The following is a 16912-nucleotide window of genomic DNA, read 5'->3' on the forward strand; positions in this document are numbered from 1 at the left end:
ATACACAGCATAAAACCTAGAAAAGAGGTGCTATTTATGAAAAAATTCAAAAATGCCCTAATTGTTTCATTAGCTTTACTTCTTTTTTTCGGAATTTCCAAGCCGCTTATTTCAGAAAATACGTTCCCTTCAGAAGAATTAGCAGCTGAAGACTTTCCACGTCTCTGGAGCTTACCGGTCAACGAGGTAGCAGCTGAGGATTTCCCACGCCTCTGGAGCTTCCCAACCAACCAGGTAGCAGCTGAGGATTTCCCACGCCTCTGGAGCTTCCCAACCAACCAGGTAGCAGCTGAGGATTTCCCACGCCTCTGGAGCTTCCCAACCAACCAGGTAGCAGCTGAGGATTTCCCACGCCTCTGGAGCTTCCCAACCAACCAAGTTGCTTCTAAAGATGCTTCACCACTTGCATAATCCGTTAAAAGAGATGCCCTCGCGCATCTCTTTTTTCATTTCCGAAACTATAAAAATGAACTTATTTAAAAAAAGTAAAACAATTTACATATTAACCTCCATTTTTTTCTTGTTTCCTTATATAATAACGGGGACATGATTTTTCAACCCAGCTTTTCCAATCAAAGGAGAGAAACTAAATTGAACACAACAAAACCCTCTTGGAGTCTTAAACTGTTGCTAACTTCTTCTCTCGTTCTCGGGGGTACGGCTGTCATCCCATTTGACATGACGCCGACCGGTTTCGAATCAAGTCGAGTCGAAGCCGCATCTACATACACTACAACGGCTAACTTGAACCTTCGACAAAGTGCGTCTACATCGGCTACAGTGCTTTTAACAATTCCAAGTGGCAAAACAGTCACTTACCTTGGCACGTATGGTTCGTGGTTCAAGGTCAGCTACGGTGGTAAGACAGGATATGTTTCTTCCCAATATGTTAAAGTCTCGACATCAAGTACTACAACAACTTCTACAAAAACCTATACGACCACGGTCAATTTGAACTTACGGCAAAGCGCTTCTACGTCAGCCACGGTCCTCTTAACAATTCCAAGCGGCAAAAGGGTCACTTATCTTGGCACGTATGGTTCGTGGTTCAAGGTCAGCTATGGTGGCAAGACAGGATATGTTTCTTCCCAATATGTTAAAGTCTCGACATCAAATACTACAACAACTTCTACAAAAACTTATACGACCACGGTCAATTTGAACTTACGGCAAAGCGCTTCTACTACCGCTAATGTCCTGGTCACAATCCCAAGCGGTAAGGCTGTAACTTATCTTGGCACGTATGGTTCGTGGTTCAAGGTCAGCTACGGTGGCAAGACAGGATATGTTTCTTCCCAATATGTTAAGGTTTCAACAACGACGACACCAACGACATCAACCGGTTCAGGTCGGACAATCGTGATCGATGCTGGACACGGCGGGAATGACCCAGGGGCTGTGTACGGATCAGTGTACGAAAAAGTCATCGCTTTCGATATCGCCGCACGTCTCGCGAGTACGCTCTCGAATACATATGGCTATAACGCACGGATGACGCGCTCGAACGACGTGTACTTGTCGCTCGCACAACGCGTCGAATTGACAAAATCGTATAAAGGTAGCGCCTTCGTCAGCATTCATAACAACTCGTCAACGAATACGTCTTACCACGGTCACGAAGTCCTCGTCCCGACCGGTGAAAGTTATACGACGAACCCATACATCTCGGCTAGCCGCAGTTTAGGGGCAGCCATCAACCGTGAACTCGGTGTCCGAATCCCAACAATTCGTAACCGTGGTGTGAAATATCAAAACGTTTATGTCGTCGGCAAGAACAGCGTCCCATCGACCCTTGTCGAATATGGTTTCATCAGCAACTCGAACGACCGCTCGCACTTGACGAGCACCACATACCGGCAACGGATGGCAGATGCCACCGCTTCTGGGATTCATCAATTCATGAGCACTTATAAATAAGCAAGAGACCTGATCGCGATGCGATCAGGTCTCTTTTTCATCGGCGGGGCAACGCCAAATTTTATGATGCGCCCCCGGACCCCAATAGTGCTCAATCGTCACGAGCGGCGGGCCGAGCCGTTCCTCCCAATAGGCTTGTGACGTTGGAAAACCGGCATCCAAATAAAATGCCGTTTGTTGATTCGCCACGAGTTGACGTCTCATGTTGTGAATCAAGAAACGACCGACACCTTGGAGTTGGGCACCAGGTGCGACGTACATGCATCCGATTTCAGGAACGTTTGGCTCGATGTCGACGTGTGCGGTAATGATGTCATTCGGAGGCAAAATCGCGGCCGTCCCTACGATGACGTCGCCTTGGAGCACCACAAAAATTTGAACGGTCTCGTCCTCGAAACTGTCTTGAACGGTCGTATTCAACCGTTCGACTTCTTCATCCAGCAAGTCGGCATCCTCAAACTGTTCTCGGCGAATCAAATCACTCAGACTCTCCATAAACAGCCGTTGGAGCGGCTTTACATCTTCACGTTCGAGCTGGCGAAAGTTCAATCTGTCCACTTCCCTCTGTTCCTGAATGATACGTGCTAGTCTTTACCCGCGTCTGCTTCTGGCGTAACGTTCGGTTGATGCGACCCTTCCACCGCCTCGAGCTGCTCGAGATGATCGTAACCGAGATGTCCATGCGTTAGCCAGATGAGGACGATTGCAGTCGTGACAAGTAATAACGTCAAATGGAGAAAGCCGATTGGGAACACGCCTGGCTCCATTAACGGAATAAATGCAAATGAGACGTTGAACATCGTATGAAGCAAGAAAACGGACCATAAATTCATCGTCGTGACGTTGTAGAGCCACGATATGATGAACGTGAACGCGAGAATCGCCATGGCGTATGCCCAAAACGGGATGAGCGATTGCCCGGTCCCCTCCATCAAAAAGAGTGGTGTATGCCAGACGGTCCAAATGCCCCCTACGAACAAACTCGCTTTGATCGGGGTCGTCTTCAATTGACACGCGTTGAGCAAATAACCGCGCCAGCCGTACTCTTCTTGCATCGTGCCGCCAAGGAACAGCATGTAGAAGAACGTCGGCACGACGAGCCACAGACGCTCAAACAGCAACGCCCCTTCCGCATCGGACCACCAATAGGCAATGAGGAAAACGGAGGGAAGGAACAACAGGCCGAACGCATAGTATCTGCCTGCCATCCGCCACTCGAATCCCCGCTTCCATAACGTCGTGACACCTTCCCAACCGTTCTCCCGGAACGCCATGTAACTCCCGGCAAGACTTGGACCGAATGCCCCAATCACGACAATCACCTGGATCGGTAATCCGGTCCACATATACAGCCCCCACCACGCCAGCCATGAGAACCCGAACGCGATGAGGAGAAACAGAATGATTTCTTTTTTGGTCGGAATCAACGCGTCCCCCTCCTTCTACACGTAGTTTACCCGCTTTCTGCCTGGCTTCCCTATTTCACGCAAAAAATATTTTCAACAAGTGAAGCAAAATGATAGGTGGGCTTTTGTTTTGCGGGGTATAATTAGAATTACTATAAAAAATACATTCCTTAGCGAGGTACACATGGAACCAGTAGTCGAACACTCGATGAGTCATAATGTTTTTCTTGTGATTCTGTCTTATATTATCGCCGCCGTTTCTGCATACGCCGCCATCGAGCTGGCACGGCGTGTCAATTCAGCGAACCGTTCCGTCCAGAACGTGTGGATCTTAGCTGGAGGTGCGACGCTCGGTCTCGGGATATGGTCGATGCATTTTATCGCCATGCTCGCGCATGAGGCGTTGCGACCGGTCACGTATTCGATCCCGCTCGTCCTATTTTCAGTTATCATCGCCATGGCCGGCTGTATTTTCGGCTTCTTGATCGTCTCGCGTCGCACGACCCGCCCCGCTTTGATCGGTGCCGGGGTTGTGATGGGCGGCAGTATCGCGAGCATGCATTATGTCGGCATGGCCGCCCTGCAAGGTGTAGTGACTTCGTATAATCCATGGCTTGCGGCGTTATCGATTCTGATTGCGATTGGCGCCTCGCTCGTCGCCCTCTGGATTGGTTTCTTCTCGAAGTACGCCAAGCAAAAGATTGATCTCGAATTGAAAGTATTCTTCTCGTTGCTGATGGGCATCGCCATCTTCGGCATGCACTTCGTCGGGATGCTAGCCGCTTCGTTCACGTTCATCGAGACGGATCGTCCGTTCGCCAATGCGATCGAGCCATCGTTACTCGCATGGCTCGTCACGGCGATCACGATTCTCTTGTTCGCGATTTTCTTCCTGTCGCTCACGCTCGATCGTCACCTTCGTAAACGAGAGTTCATTCAAGCGACGATTCTTGAGTCGACGACGGATGCCGTCGTCACGACGACGAAAGATGGAATGATCCAATATGCGAACATGGCGTTCTATCGCTTGTTTGACGAAATCGAAGAAGATGCTTTTTTCCAAGACTATCATCCGTCGCTCACGATCAATCAACCGTTTTATGAACCACGGCGCATTGACATCGATGACCGAACGATCGAAGTGACGAGTTACCCACTCAAAGGCGAAACGATGGACCAGATGCTTTGGTTCCTCCGTGACGTCTCAGAAACGATCGCCTCACAGCGTCTCGTCGAACATATGGCGTACCACGACACGCTCACGGATTTGCCGAACCGGCACAAGCTCGAACGTATTCTCGCCGAACATATTCAAATCGAGGACCCGGTCGCTTGTCTCTACATCGACATCGACCGGTGGCGTTTCTTGAGTGACATGCTCGGGCATCACGGCTCGGACGAACTGACGATGCAAATCGCTGAGCGTCTGCAAGTGACCATTCACCCGGATGACATTTTGACTCGCGTCGGTTCATCCGAATTCATCATCTTGCTGTTTGATAAGCGGAGCACGCTCGCCAAACAGAAAGCCGAGAAGTGTATCAAGGCGATCTCGCAACCGTTCGATATCGACGGGACGACCGTCGAACTGACGATGAGCGCCGGCATCAGTCATTATCCGAAAGATACGAAGTCGGCCGAGGAGCTCGTGCAATACGCACGCCTCGCCGTCCACGAGTCGAAACGGACCGGTAAGAATCAAATTAAAGAATTCGAAGACGAGTCGAAGCATCAAATCCTTCGTACCGTCGAAATCGAAAAGGCGCTCGCGCAGGCGCTCGACCGAAATGAGTTTTCACTCGTGTACCAGCCGAAAGTGTCACTTACGCAAAATCGACTCGAAGGCGTTGAGGCGCTCCTGCGTTGGAACAACCGCGAGCTCGGTCACGTGTCACCGACAGACTTCATTCCAATCGCGGAGAACACCGGCCTGATTCACTCAATCGGCAGTTGGGTCATGCGTGAATCATGCCGAGCCTGGGTGCGCTGGAAGAAGTCTGGTGTGAAACCATTCACCCTTTCGGTCAATGTCTCCCCGCTCCAGTTCGCGCGTGAGGATTTTGTCGAGTCGCTCCAGGCCATCTTGGATGAGACCGGGATGGACCCAATGTTCCTCGAGCTCGAGGTGACGGAGTCGTCGATGCTGTCATACGAGGCGTCGACACGGGAGAAACTTGCCCAGCTCCATCAGTTCGGCATCTTGATCTCGCTCGACGATTTCGGGACCGGCTACTCATCGTTCCGTCAATTGCGGGAGCTCCCGGTCCAAGTGTTGAAAATCGACCGGTCGTTCATCGTCAACTTGTTCACGGACCGGAACCAGGAAGCCATCGTCCGTTCGATGATCCAGCTCGGCCATAACCTTAATATGAAAGTGCTCATGGAAGGCGTCGAGACGTCGGATCAACTCGAATGGTTGCTGAACGAACAGTGTGATTACGTTCAAGGCTATTACTTCAGTCGTCCCCTTCGTGAGAAGGACGTCGTGAAGCACGTCAAATCGGTCACGACGTACATCGAGTTTGGAAAGACCCGAGCTTGAGAAGACTGCAGCCCCTGCGCTGCAGTCTTTTTGTATGCCAAAAATCTCCCATGCCACTCGGGCACAGGAGATTCGATTTACGAGACTTGCGCTTTTTCTTGTTCGCGAATCAAGTGATATTGTTCGAGGATCAACTTCGTCAGCGTATCGTCCTCATGCAATTGAAGATATTTTTCCACCGTCGAGACGATGCCATCTTCTTCGATGGACACATAAAGTTCAGAAGATTCTGAATCCTCAGGGTTGTAATAGGTCAAGGCAGCCGCGATCCCGTAGGCCAGTTCATTCGGTTCGATGCCGTTGTCGATCAGTTCGCGGGCCGGTTTGACGAGCCGGTCACTCGGTCCGAGCTTGCGGATCGGTGAGCGGGCGACACGTGAGACTTCATCTTTCAACTTCGGATTCTCGAATCGTTTGATAATCTTTTGAATGTATTGACTGTGTTCTTTCGCCTCGAACCCGTACTTCTCGAGAAGGAGCCAACCAGTCTCATACAAGGCACCTTGCACGACTTGGCGGACACGGCGGTCTTTCAGCGCCTCGTCGATCGTCGCTTTCCCGAACAAGGAACCGATGTACGATGCGATGGCGTGGCCGGTGTTGACCGTGAACAGCTTCCGCTCGATGTATGGCCCAATCTCGTCGACCCACGTCACACCTTGAAGCGGGGGCCGCTCGGCCAATCCTTTCGTCTCGATGACCCACTCGTAAAACGTCTCGACCTCGACGAATAGCGGGTCCGCGTGTTGCTGCAGCGGAACGATCCGGTCGACGGCCGCATTCGGGAACGAGGCATTGGCCGTCCCGATACCACCTGACGCTTCGATCGCTTGATGAAGTGACGCGCTACCACCGATCATGTTCTCGCAAGCAATCACATAAACGGGTGCCGATGTCTCTCGTTCACGGAGCCCTTCGCTGATGAGGGGCGCGACTCTCGGTAGCAGCGTCGGTCCGACCGCGGTCGTGACGAGATCGGCCTCGGCGATGAGGGCGATGACGCGTTCCGGGTCGGTCAAACTGTTGACGCCGCGGACCCGATCGACGACGACGTTGTCGACACCTTCTTCGGCAAATCCGACTTCATAGAACCGTTTGTCTTCTAACGCCTGGATGACGGTATCATTGATATCGACGAACGTGACCTCGTAGCCGCTCTGATTAAGCAACAATCCGATAAACCCACGTCCGATATTCCCTGCTCCGAAATGTACGGCTTTCATTACGCCACCTCTTCCATGAATAACGACAAAATCTCTTCCTTCGTCTTCGCCTGTACAAGACGCTCGACATTATCCTCATCTGAACAGATGACTGCGATTTGGGACAGGAGTTCCAAATGTTCATCATCCACACCGGCAATCCCGATGACAAGTTTCGCCGTCTGGCCACCGAAATCGACGCCGGCCGGCACTTGAAGGATGGAAATCCCCGTCTTTTGAACGGCGGATTTCGCTTCCTCAGTCCCGTGCGGAATCGCGACTTGGTTCCCGATATAAACGCTTGATAGCGCTTGACGTGCATGCATCGCTTGGACGTAAGCCGGAGACACGCATCCGGCTGCTTCTAACACTTCACCTGCTGCGTCGATTGCTTCGGCCGACGTGTTGAACGATTGGTTAAGTCGAATCATCTCTGTCTGAATGAATGGCATTTTAGTTCCTCCTATACCTTAAACCTTGTCTCTGTCTACTTGTGTTATGAGATTTTGCTGCGTTCTGCTTTAATTTCTTCGATCAATTGATCGTAATAGTCGGCGTTCAAGAAGTTCGTGACCGAACGGTGAATCGCATCTGGCACTTGTGCCTCGGCCCGGTCCGTCAAATCCTCATGGGTGATGATGAATTGGGCGTCTTTCGGCAATTGGCTGATCGATGTGTTCGTGACTCGAATCGGCAAGTTCGCTTTATTCACTTTATTGCGAAGCACCGACGCGCCCATCGCGCTCGAACCCATACCGGCGTCACAAGCAAAGATGATGTGATCGACTTTATCGAGACGGTCGTGTACGAGTGCTGACGCATACGACTGTTTGCCTTTCATCGCGCTGACGTTTTGTGTCGCTTCTTCAAGTGACACTTCTTCGGCCGCACTTGATTTCAAGATGACACTTGCCACGGCGAACGTGACCGCCGCCGACAAGAGAATCCCTGTCACGAGCCCGAGGTACGAACCGCGTGACGCCATCGCGAGAATGGCGAAGATACTACCTGGTGACGCTGGTGCGACGAGACCGACATCGAACAAGACGAATGTGAAGACCCCAGTTGCCCCCCCTGCGATCATCGCAAGGATCAAGATTGGTTTCATCAAGACGTATGGGAAGTAAATTTCGTGAATCCCACCGAGGAAGTGAATGATTGCCGCCCCTGGTGCCGTGCGTTTGGCCGCACCTTTAGCGAACACCATGTAAGCGAGCAGTAAACCAAGACCTGGTCCCGGGTTTGCTTCAAGTAAGAACAAGACCGATTTCCCGGCGTCCGCCACTTGATCGACACCGAGCGGGCTCAAAATCCCGTGGTTGATGGCATTGTTCAAGAACAAGATTTTCGCTGGCTCGATGAATAGACTGGCGATTGGTAACAGTTTCGCACCGACGATCCAGTCGACACCGGCTGCCATGACTTTATCAAGGCCGCTCATGATTGGACCGAACACCTCGAAGCCACCGATCATGAGAAGACCACCGATGATACCGACCGAGAAGTTGTTGACGAGCATTTCAAATCCAGCTTTGACTTTGCCTTCGATGAGGCGGTCAAATTGTTTAATGACATATCCACCGAGTGGACCCATGATCATCGCACCGAGGAACATCGGAATGTCCGTCCCGACGATGACCCCCATCGTGGCGAGTACCCCGACGACTCCGCCTCGTACATCATGAATCAACTTACCGCCGGTGAACCCGATTAAGAGCGGTAACAGATACGTGATCGTCGGACCGACGAGTTCTGCTAATTTTTCATTCGGCCACCAGCCCGTTGGAATGAAGAGGGCGGTGATAATCCCCCAGGCGATGAAGGCGCCGATGTTTGGCATGACCATCCCGCTCAGGAAACTCCCGAACCGTTGTACTTTGACTCGAACCCCGCCCGAGCCAGCTTGCGCATTCGCCATGTATAAAACCTCCAGTCGATTATTGTGAAAGGTAGATTGTTGTAGTGTAGCTAACCGGTTTGTGCTCTACACTCGTATTGTAGTCTCAGCGTAAGCGCTTTCTCAATTCAATCCAGTTCATACTTTGGCAACATTCTGTGCCAAATAAAAAAATGACCACGGCGGGTCATTTCTCGTGCAGCGTGTCTTGAATCATTTTCTTCATACATTCATGAAGCAAGAGACGCAGTTCTTTCTTTGAACCGTTACTGTATAAGTTCATATGTTGCTCGCTCTCGATGAGCGAACCGCTGACGGCGCTCAAAAACTGGAGTTCGACGTCCTCTGCCTCTTCTGGCGCGAGCAGGACGAGCAGACGTGACACCGACTCGGTCGATTGGTCCATCATGAGGAGCGGGATCGAATGGTTCAAATCGAAGGCGAACACGCTCGCCCGTTCGATCGAGGCGTGACGTCCATGGAACAAGGCCAGTTTCGTGCCCGGAATCCCGAGCCCGGCCACTTCGTGACGCCGGAGCAGTTGGGCCGATAACTGGATACCGCTTTGGACGAGTCCACGTTCTTCTAGATGCGTCCCGATATCGAGCAAAATGTCTTCCAGTCGGTCGCTATTATCGAGCGTGACGAGATCGAACTGTCGGTCCATCCGTTCGAACGTCTCGACGAGGGCACCGAGTTCATTGAAGTCGAGCATCGTCGAATGGCTCTTCTCTTTCGTTTGGAACGACTGTGGGAGCGATAACAGCAAGTGGCGGACGCGTTGCACTTCTTCGTTCGTCAACAGCGGGTTGACGATGAGCGTCGGCACTGATAACGGCGGCAACGGCACGGTCGACAAGATAACGTCATAGTCGTCGAGTCGATGCTGTTCGAGCCCGAACAACGACGAGTTGACGACGTCCTGCATCTCTGGAAACTCTTGTTTGACCCGGTTGACGAGCATCTTCGAAGAGCCGAGACCCGCCGAACAGACGACAAGGGCTCGATATTCCCGACGCCGAACCGGTTTAACGAGCGCGGCAGCGAAATGCATCGCCCAAAACACCGTCTCTTCTTCCGTGAACGTGTTCGTCCCGAAGACGATATCGGCCGCCTGTTGAATCGCCGACCGTAAATGTGGATAGTCACGGTCGATGTGCGGACGGACCGTATCCGTATCCGGAAGGGCGTGGGTGTTCATACTCGATAAGATATGGGCGAGTAGCCCCTTCTCGAGCGCGGCGTCGTCCGTGAAGGCGAATCCGTGGATCAGTGAAACGTGATGGATGAGCTTATGGACACGGATCTGCATGACCCAACGCTCTTCCTCATCTTCTTTCATCTGTTCCTTCAATGACCGGAGCCGGTTCGCTTCTTCAGCGAACCAGACCCGCTCCGCCATCGAGAACGGCGTCCCGAGGGCCGTCTCCATATCAGACGCGACTTTCAAATAGTCGTCGGAGCGTCCTTTCGTATACATCTCTAGGAAGAAGCCGGCATCCAGACGGGCTTGTTGTACGCCATAGGCGAACGTCACCCGCATGATGGTCCGGTCGTCCATCCGCTCATACGGATGTTCCTTTAGATAGTCATAACCGTCACGAAGCGCCTCGAGCATGACGTCACATGGGACGGTCTTCAAAAAGGTCGGGATGTAGTCATCTTCCCCGCGGACGAAGCGATAGAACGCGAGCGTGTCCCAATGAGCGAGCAGCGCATTGATCATCAGCTTCCGCTTCTCGGCTTCGAGGCCGAGCACTCTGGCCCCGACCCCTTTCTTCCGTTCGACTTCGAGGTGATACTCGTCGAACCAACGATCGAGTTTCTCCAAGTCTTGTGTGAGCGTGCTCGGTGAGACGTGCATCTGTTTCGCGACCGCCTGCAGCTTGAGCGTGTCTTTTTCAAACAGAAGTCGCCAGGCGAGTTCGAAGATGCGGTCCTCCGCCGTTGGAATCGCCTCGGCCGACAAAATCAAGTCTTCGCGCAACTGTTGCTTCGCATCGGAACGACCGATGAGACTGAGGCCGTGCCCGCGCTGCCAAGCGAGCTCCAATTCGAACTCGCGCAAGATGCCTTCGAGCAGTTGACGCTCCCGTTGAATCGTCCGCTCAGACAAATTGACCGCTTGCGCGATCTCCGCGAGCGGTGTCGATGTCTCCGTTGCCAATAGATGTAGTAAAATCGAGCGCTCCCGGGCGCTCCACTCATGTTTCATATCCATTCACCCATTCCTCGACGAGTTGTCGATATTCCGTGAGCGATAACATGTGTCTGACCGAGCGAACGTGCGCGGTCGGATGATCGACCGTCTCCGTCCCGGCTTGATAGATAATCCAATCCACGTCTTTGGGGATGTCCCGATACGTGCCGTGTTGAATCACACACGATAATTTTCCCGAACACGCTTCGGCAAACAGCTTCGCCGCCATCGCGCTCGTGACGAACCCGCATGGACAGGCAATATATACGTTCATGTCAGACCTTCTTTCATCGCTTATCTTTATCTAACCATACGATGCAACCGCTTACTCCACCTACTATTTTGCTTGTTGGCAAAGATATCGGCAAGCAGTAAAAAGCACCTCTCTCTTTAGAGAAGTGCTTTGACAATCGCAGTGTTATTCTACCGTCACCGATTTCGCCAAGTTGCGCGGCTTATCGACGTCACAGCCACGTGCGAGCGCGGCGTAATACGCCATGAGTTGAACCGGTAACACCGTGATGAGCGGGGCGAGGATTGGTTCGACGTGCGGCAAGATGAACTCATCGTTCTCGTGCTCGACGCCTTGCATCGAGATGATACACGCGTTCGCACCACGGGCGACGACTTCTTTGACGTTGCCGCGGATGTTCAAGTTCGTCTTCGGTTGCGAGATGAGTGCGATGACCGGTGTGCCATCTTCAATCAAGGCGATCGAACCGTGCTTGAGTTCGCCACCCGGATACCCTTCCGCTTGGATATACGAGATCTCTTTTACTTTGAGCGCGCCTTCGAGACAGACCGATGCATCGAGTCCGCGCCCGATGAAGAACGTGTTCGGCGTCGTCTTCAAGTAACGGTCCGACAAATCTTCAAACAGTTCTTTTTGCGACATGATCGAGTCCATGATCGTCGCGACACGCGCGAGTTCCGGCATCAACTCGAACGGCAACTCTTTCCCGTTCGCGCGAGCGATGTCGTAGGCGAGAATCGCGAGCACGGCGATTTGGGCCGTGTACGCTTTCGTCGACGCGACCGCAATTTCCGGGCCGGCGTGGAGGAGCATCGTTTCGTTCGCTTCACGCGAGAGCGTCGATCCTGGCACGTTCGTCATCGTGAGTGCCTTGTAGCCGCGCTTCTTCACTTCGACGAGGACGGCCCGGCTGTCGGCCGTCTCTCCAGACTGTGACAAGAAGACGAAGAGCGGACGTGAACTTAAGAGCGGCATATTGTAGCCAAACTCTGACGAGACGTGGACCTCGGTCGGGATGCCGGCAATTCGCTCAAGGATGTCTTTTCCGACGAGCCCAGCGTTATAACTCGTGCCACAGGCGACGATATAGATGCGGTCCGCTTCCGAGACGAGCGAGCGCACGCCTTCCGTGAGCTCGATGTCACCGGCGTCGTTCTGGTAGTGCTGGATGATGTTGCGGATGACGGCCGGTTGCTCGTCCATCTCTTTCAACATGTAGTGCGCGTACGTGCCTTTCTCGATGTCTGACGCATCGATCTCGGCCGTGTACGGGGCACGTTCGAGGACGTCGCCGTCGAGTGTCTTGATCGTCGCCGATTCGCGCGTCAAGATGACGATCTCGCCGTCGTGGAGCTCGAGGTACTGGTCCGTCACTTGGAGCATCGCCATCGCGTCAGACGCCACGACGTTGAACGTGCCGTCGCCGAGTCCGACGAGAAGTGGCGACTTGTTCTTGCCGATATAGAGGCGTTCTTTATCTTCCGAGTCGATCATCGCGATCGCGTACGAGCCGTGGAGCTCAGACAACGTCTTGCGGAACGCCGCCTCGACGTCATTTAGCACGACGAAGTTCTTATCCATGAGCTGGACGATGACTTCCGTGTCCGTCTCCGAGAGGAACGGCACGTCGAGTGTCGCCTTGATCTGTTCGTCGTTCTCGATGACACCGTTGTGGACGAGCGTGAAGCGGCCCGTTGTGCTCTGGTGCGGGTGGGCGTTCGGGACGCTCGGCACGCCGTGTGTTGCCCATCGTGTGTGACCGATGCCGATGGCGCCTTCCGCTTCGACCGGTACGATGTCACGAAGTGCGGCGATGCGACCGACTTCTTTGAACACATGGACATCATCACCGACGAGCGCGATTCCAGCTGAGTCATAGCCTCGATACTCGAGCTTCTCCAACCCTTTCAATAAAATCTCTTTCGTTCCGACTTGACCAATCATCCCTACAATTCCACACATACAAAAATCTCCCTTTATCTTCGATTTCTCGAAAAAGGAAACGGACTTTTTAGAGTGCTGTCAACGTGTTCATCGTTGTCCGTCCGGTCACCCGAACGTTTTAAAAGAACACTTGTAGTCGTGACAGGCGACTAGGAGGCATCCGCCGAAAAATCGATTACCCCCACCTCGTCAACTCCGCAGAGTTCTGGCGCTTTTCCTTCATAGCTGGCCGTTTCTCCAGATACCCTTTCATGCTAGCGGTTCTAGATGTAAACGAATAGCGATTTTGTCACAACGCGCTTCAATACTTTTTTACTGTTCATGCAAAAGTCACCACTTTCACTAAAAAGCCACTTCTTTTACAGGCTTGTCCCATCGACCTCGTTCGGGCATGATAAAGGTATCTATTAGATGAAGTGGAGGAATGGCCATGAATATCGTCTTTCTCGTCATCGGCATCATCTTATCAACCGCATCCAAATGGCTGCAAATTGAAGGACAGAGTGAACTTGGCGATTTTCTCGTGTTTCCAGCCGCCTTTTTCTTGGCGCTCGCACTCTTGTTCAGCTTCCCGTTCTTTAAAGAATGGTGGGATGACCCGTCGCTTCGCCCGAAAGCGTATCGTTTTGCTGGACTTGCTGCCGGCGGCGTCTTGTCATTCCAGCTCTTCGCCTGGCTCCTATTCGGTCAAGGCGAGTGGATCGGAAGTACGTTCTTGATCCCGTTCCTCATTTGTCTCTACTTCGTCATCCGCACGTTCAAATGAAAAAGGGGGAAGCGACTAAGCGTTCCCCCTTTTTTAAGAGATGTCGAGATCGAGTAAGACTCCATAGTGATCACTCGGCAGCATGTCGGTGATTGAATCAGACGTCTTCCCAAACACGTCCACGCTCGAGATGAGCGGGACGTTCCCTTCGTCGTGACGCAATAACATCCAATCGTAGCGTGCTGGTTGTTTCTGCAAAGAATCCTGCTTCAAATACGGATTGTGTCCATAATCCAGCGTCGGCTCATCCCCACCACGATGACATGTGGCGACATCGATCCAACGATGTGCGGTCAAATCACGATAGATTTCCGACTGCGGATTGTCATTGAAGTCACCACATAGCAACTCGTAACGTTCTCCCCCACCGATCCACTCGCGAATCGCTCGCACTTGCGCTTCCCGAATGACCGGCGACCGCCAATTCAGATGGACGTTCGTCAATCCGAACGCGTGACCTCCTGCTTGAAACGTCACCCGCATCGCACAGTAGTTCGCTTCTTCTACCTCGTGGTGCCAAATAGCATCATTCGTCTCGAGCGGAATATGACTTAAGACAGCGAGCCCTTCATCGGGTGAATCCGGATAGGCGAGAAACACGCAAAACGGATAGCCCGTTTCGTTGGCGATCTGCTCGGCTACACTGATGCCTTGCTCCCCTTCCACATGCGTTTTGACTTCTTGAAGCGCCAGCACATCGGCGCCAATCATCTTCACTGTGGTACAGATGGACTCGATTCGCTTCGACCATAATGTCGGATTGTTCCAGAGGTTGAACGTCGCAATCCTCATGTACTGGCTCCACTTTGTTGCAAATCTGTCAGCACGAATTGTTCGCTTTCTTGAAGCTGTTGAATCATCTCTCTCAACTCACCGACCGTGTTGTCTAAATAGTAACGGTCCGGTGCACCCGAGCTTAGAAACTCGTTCCGCAATATGATGACCCGCTCCCCCATCTGCGCATCGCTCGGCCGGTGTTGATCACGTTGGACGTGAACGTCTTGCTCCGCCCATAAGATGACGTAGCGCACTTCGACACCTTGTTCAATCCAGTGAGCCGTGTAACGCTTCACGTCTTGCCAAAAGGCGACCCAGTCCACGACGACGTCATACCCTGCCTCAAGAAAATTTTCGGTCAACGCGACGATACTCTTCCAAACCAAATCGTTTGCCCGCTCCGATTCCCATGGCCTTTCACGACTAGAGACTGCCATATGACTGATGTCATCCCCCGACACGTATGCACTCTTCTCCATGCTTTGAGCGAGCCATCTCGCCGTCGTCGACTTCCCGACACCAGCCGGACCTGAAATGATCCATACTTTCCGATTCATCATTATCCTCCTTAACATATAAGAGGAAGCGCCTAAGCGCTCCCCCACTTTTGTTCTTCTCGCAATTCGGCTTCCGTGACGTAGTGCTCGTCGAGTTGAGTCATATGACGCTCATAAAGACGATGCTCAAGAATGGCGAGCACGTATGCTCCTAGCCCAATCAAAGCGAACGTTTGGAGTGTAATCAAATCCGTGAGCAATGCATAAACCCATAATAGGAAGAATGGTAGTGTCACGAGCCCGAAGATGGAGTTAAGATGGATGAGCCGCTTTGCTGCATCCGACTTCAAAAATTGTTTTTTAATATTCTCGCGTTGCCACATCTTGCGAAAATCGGGAAGACCCGCTGCGATGCTGAGAAATATGACTGTCATTGGTGAGAGCCAATTATACTCTAATGAGAAAAATAGAAGTGCGGCCAACACCGCTGACAAAAACACTTGTGTGGAATGCTTTCTCTGGTCGAACGCCGTCAATTCACGCATTTGGCTTCGTTTATCCATGACCTTGCTCCTTCTCGATGTCGCGCGCTTCCCGAATCAGTTTTAAATCCTCCCCCGTCAAATAATGGCCGTCATGCTTTTGGATGATGCGATCGAGCCACTTCCCGAAAAAGGCAGCTCCCCAGAAAAAGGCTTGCGACAACAAGAACGCCTGAAATGATTGCGGTTGTGGCGTCTCATAGAATACGACAATCCCGTAGTATCCGATTGCGCTAACCCCAATCAAATAAATCGTATACCGGAGCGTAAGCAGTTTCCGTGCCTGCCCATTTTTCACGAACCGACGCCACATGAGAAATCGAGTCGTTTCGATGCTAATCATCAGAGCGAAAACCGACACTAAGAGCACAAGGATAAATGACTCGGGCATGTCCCAGTACGATGCGTAAATTAACATCCCAACGACCGCAGAAACGACCAGGATGCCGAAGCCCCAACTCGTCCACTTCTCAAATCGAAGAATCGTATCAATCTGTTGCTTTGATTGTGGTGATAGTTCCATTCAACTCATCCTTTCGATCAATTCTTCATACGTCGGTGCATGAGGATCATGCCTTTTCAACTGACGTTCAATGAATCGTTTCCGATGATTTGCAGTTAACCCCCAAATCCCAAATAGAAATCCAATCACAATTCCAAGCGACTCCATTGTTAATAACGCCGTCATAAACGTGCCCATCAACAGCGCGCTAATCCACGTATCCGCATATTCGACCTTTAGCCACTGTAAGCTTTTTGGGTGCGTCGAGACATGGCGAAGGAGACGGTATTGTTTATGCCCCATGAAAGTAAGGAACACAGCGACGGTCCACATTAGAGGAATCAATAACATCTTTTCGAATAGAAGCGCAATAATCATCAATAGAATGTAGGTGCCCAGGACCGCGCCCCCAAAGCGTTGAATTCGTTTAATCGATTGGACTTCTTTTTGAATAGAATACTTCATCC

Annotated in this window: 17 protein-coding genes and 1 pseudogene; 5 read left to right on the forward strand and 13 right to left on the reverse strand. The window is 52.0% G+C overall.

Translation table 11 applies throughout. From position 1 onward, the window contains the following. Window positions 1-36 precede the first annotated feature (36 nt). The 3 genes and pseudogenes from KNP80_RS13060 to KNP80_RS16035 all read left to right on the forward strand — a co-directional run bounded on the left by KNP80_RS13060 (window position 37) and on the right by KNP80_RS16035 (window position 1917). Entirely contained in the window at window positions 37-411 is a 375-nt protein-coding gene (locus KNP80_RS13060) for a hypothetical protein (protein WP_214834905.1), read from the forward strand. A gap of 267 nt (window positions 412-678) precedes the next feature. Beyond that, window positions 679-1296 (forward strand): annotated as a pseudogene (locus KNP80_RS16030) (SH3 domain-containing protein); the annotation flags it as partial. Between the two features lie 63 nt (window positions 1297-1359). Beyond that, window positions 1360-1917: an N-acetylmuramoyl-L-alanine amidase family protein gene (locus KNP80_RS16035; RefSeq protein ID WP_286038605.1), complete on the forward strand. Its 558-nt coding sequence runs from the start codon at window positions 1360-1362 to the stop codon at window positions 1915-1917. Between the two features lie 24 nt (window positions 1918-1941). On the opposite strand, the gene KNP80_RS13070 is transcribed toward KNP80_RS16035, so the two are convergent. Continuing rightward, on the reverse strand, window positions 1942-2466 hold the full coding sequence (locus KNP80_RS13070; protein ID WP_214720148.1) for a GNAT family N-acetyltransferase: 525 nt from the start codon (window positions 2464-2466) through the stop codon (window positions 1942-1944). Window positions 2467-2501: 35 nt separating this feature from the next. Beyond that, window positions 2502-3344: a CPBP family intramembrane glutamic endopeptidase gene (locus KNP80_RS13075; RefSeq protein ID WP_214720147.1), complete on the reverse strand. Its 843-nt coding sequence runs from the start codon at window positions 3342-3344 to the stop codon at window positions 2502-2504. A gap of 163 nt (window positions 3345-3507) precedes the next feature. On the opposite strand from KNP80_RS13075, the gene KNP80_RS13080 reads away from it, so the two are divergent. Further along, window positions 3508-5865, forward strand: a complete 2358-nt coding sequence (locus KNP80_RS13080) for a bifunctional diguanylate cyclase/phosphodiesterase (protein WP_251129054.1) — start codon at window positions 3508-3510, stop codon at window positions 5863-5865. A gap of 77 nt (window positions 5866-5942) precedes the next feature. Here KNP80_RS13080 and KNP80_RS13085 read toward each other — a convergent pair whose 3' ends face one another. The 6 genes from KNP80_RS13085 to glmS form a co-directional block, all read right to left on the reverse strand. Then, complete coding sequence (locus KNP80_RS13085) at window positions 5943-7088, reverse strand: mannitol-1-phosphate 5-dehydrogenase (RefSeq protein ID WP_214720146.1); 1146 nt, start codon at window positions 7086-7088, stop codon at window positions 5943-5945. Next, a complete protein-coding gene (locus KNP80_RS13090; protein ID WP_052090290.1) occupies window positions 7088-7519 on the reverse strand; it encodes a PTS mannitol transporter subunit IIA in 432 nt (143 codons plus the stop codon). The genes KNP80_RS13085 and KNP80_RS13090 overlap by 1 nt, the downstream gene beginning before the upstream one ends. A gap of 44 nt (window positions 7520-7563) precedes the next feature. Next, on the reverse strand, window positions 7564-8985 hold the full coding sequence (locus KNP80_RS13095; protein WP_214716155.1) for a PTS mannitol transporter subunit IIBC: 1422 nt from the start codon (window positions 8983-8985) through the stop codon (window positions 7564-7566). Between the two features lie 166 nt (window positions 8986-9151). Then, window positions 9152-11179 carry a BglG family transcription antiterminator gene (locus KNP80_RS13100; RefSeq protein WP_214834906.1) on the reverse strand — a complete coding sequence of 676 codons (2028 nt, stop codon included), beginning with the start codon at window positions 11177-11179 and terminating at the stop codon, window positions 9152-9154. After that, window positions 11169-11438 carry a PTS sugar transporter subunit IIB gene (locus KNP80_RS13105; protein ID WP_214754552.1) on the reverse strand — a complete coding sequence of 90 codons (270 nt, stop codon included), beginning with the start codon at window positions 11436-11438 and terminating at the stop codon, window positions 11169-11171. Before KNP80_RS13105 ends, KNP80_RS13100 begins: the two co-directional genes overlap by 11 nt. Window positions 11439-11582: 144 nt before the next feature. Then, window positions 11583-13379 (reverse strand): glutamine--fructose-6-phosphate transaminase (isomerizing), encoded by a 1797-nt coding sequence (gene glmS, locus KNP80_RS13110; RefSeq protein ID WP_034781580.1) that lies wholly within the window; start codon window positions 13377-13379, stop codon window positions 11583-11585. Window positions 13380-13791: 412 nt separating this feature from the next. Between glmS and KNP80_RS13115 the strand changes: the two genes are divergently transcribed. Then, a complete protein-coding gene (locus KNP80_RS13115; protein WP_214834907.1) occupies window positions 13792-14127 on the forward strand; it encodes a hypothetical protein in 336 nt (111 codons plus the stop codon). A gap of 33 nt (window positions 14128-14160) precedes the next feature. Here KNP80_RS13115 and KNP80_RS13120 read toward each other — a convergent pair whose 3' ends face one another. The 5 genes from KNP80_RS13120 to KNP80_RS13140 are packed head-to-tail and all read right to left on the reverse strand — an operon-like array spanning window position 14161 to window position 16910. After that, window positions 14161-14919: an endonuclease/exonuclease/phosphatase family protein gene (locus tag KNP80_RS13120; RefSeq protein WP_214834908.1), complete on the reverse strand. Its 759-nt coding sequence runs from the start codon at window positions 14917-14919 to the stop codon at window positions 14161-14163. Continuing rightward, window positions 14916-15461 carry a P-loop nucleotide/nucleoside kinase family protein gene (locus tag KNP80_RS13125; protein ID WP_251132399.1) on the reverse strand — a complete coding sequence of 182 codons (546 nt, stop codon included), beginning with the start codon at window positions 15459-15461 and terminating at the stop codon, window positions 14916-14918. The genes KNP80_RS13120 and KNP80_RS13125 overlap by 4 nt, the downstream gene beginning before the upstream one ends. A 32-nt stretch (window positions 15462-15493) precedes the next feature. Then, window positions 15494-15964, reverse strand: a complete 471-nt coding sequence (locus KNP80_RS13130; RefSeq protein WP_214834910.1) for a hypothetical protein — start codon at window positions 15962-15964, stop codon at window positions 15494-15496. After that, window positions 15957-16466: a hypothetical protein gene (locus KNP80_RS13135; RefSeq protein WP_214803468.1), complete on the reverse strand. Its 510-nt coding sequence runs from the start codon at window positions 16464-16466 to the stop codon at window positions 15957-15959. The genes KNP80_RS13130 and KNP80_RS13135 overlap by 8 nt, the downstream gene beginning before the upstream one ends. Continuing rightward, window positions 16467-16910: a hypothetical protein gene (locus KNP80_RS13140; protein ID WP_214834911.1), complete on the reverse strand. Its 444-nt coding sequence runs from the start codon at window positions 16908-16910 to the stop codon at window positions 16467-16469. Window positions 16911-16912: the final 2 nt, after the last annotated feature.

Origin of the sequence: Exiguobacterium sp. E4787 (genome assembly GCF_018618375.1) — a bacterium.
GTDB classification, from domain to species: Bacteria; Bacillota; Bacilli; order Exiguobacteriales; family Exiguobacteriaceae; genus Exiguobacterium; species Exiguobacterium chiriqhucha.

Excerpts from the sequence above, each read along its gene's own strand:
- KNP80_RS13060 (WP_214834905.1), top strand. The coding sequence starts at position 37 with ATGAAAAAATTCAAAAATGCCCTAATTGTTTCATTAGCTTTACTTCTT.
- KNP80_RS13080 (WP_251129054.1), top strand. The coding sequence starts at position 3,508 with ATGGAACCAGTAGTCGAACACTCGATGAGTCATAATGTTTTTCTTGTG.
- KNP80_RS13085 (WP_214720146.1), bottom strand. The coding sequence starts at position 7,088 with ATGAAAGCCGTACATTTCGGAGCAGGGAATATCGGACGTGGGTTTATC.
- KNP80_RS13090 (WP_052090290.1), bottom strand. The coding sequence starts at position 7,519 with ATGCCATTCATTCAGACAGAGATGATTCGACTTAACCAATCGTTCAAC.
- KNP80_RS13095 (WP_214716155.1), bottom strand. The coding sequence starts at position 8,985 with ATGGCGAATGCGCAAGCTGGCTCGGGCGGGGTTCGAGTCAAAGTACAA.
- KNP80_RS13100 (WP_214834906.1), bottom strand. The coding sequence starts at position 11,179 with ATGAAACATGAGTGGAGCGCCCGGGAGCGCTCGATTTTACTACATCTA.
- KNP80_RS13105 (WP_214754552.1), bottom strand. The coding sequence starts at position 11,438 with ATGAACGTATATATTGCCTGTCCATGCGGGTTCGTCACGAGCGCGATG.
- glmS (WP_034781580.1), bottom strand. The coding sequence starts at position 13,379 with ATGTGTGGAATTGTAGGGATGATTGGTCAAGTCGGAACGAAAGAGATT.
- KNP80_RS13115 (WP_214834907.1), top strand. The coding sequence starts at position 13,792 with ATGAATATCGTCTTTCTCGTCATCGGCATCATCTTATCAACCGCATCC.
- KNP80_RS13120 (WP_214834908.1), bottom strand. The coding sequence starts at position 14,919 with ATGAGGATTGCGACGTTCAACCTCTGGAACAATCCGACATTATGGTCG.
- KNP80_RS13125 (WP_251132399.1), bottom strand. The coding sequence starts at position 15,461 with ATGAATCGGAAAGTATGGATCATTTCAGGTCCGGCTGGTGTCGGGAAG.
- KNP80_RS13130 (WP_214834910.1), bottom strand. The coding sequence starts at position 15,964 with ATGGATAAACGAAGCCAAATGCGTGAATTGACGGCGTTCGACCAGAGA.
- KNP80_RS13135 (WP_214803468.1), bottom strand. The coding sequence starts at position 16,466 with ATGGAACTATCACCACAATCAAAGCAACAGATTGATACGATTCTTCGA.
- KNP80_RS13140 (WP_214834911.1), bottom strand. The coding sequence starts at position 16,910 with ATGAAGTATTCTATTCAAAAAGAAGTCCAATCGATTAAACGAATTCAA.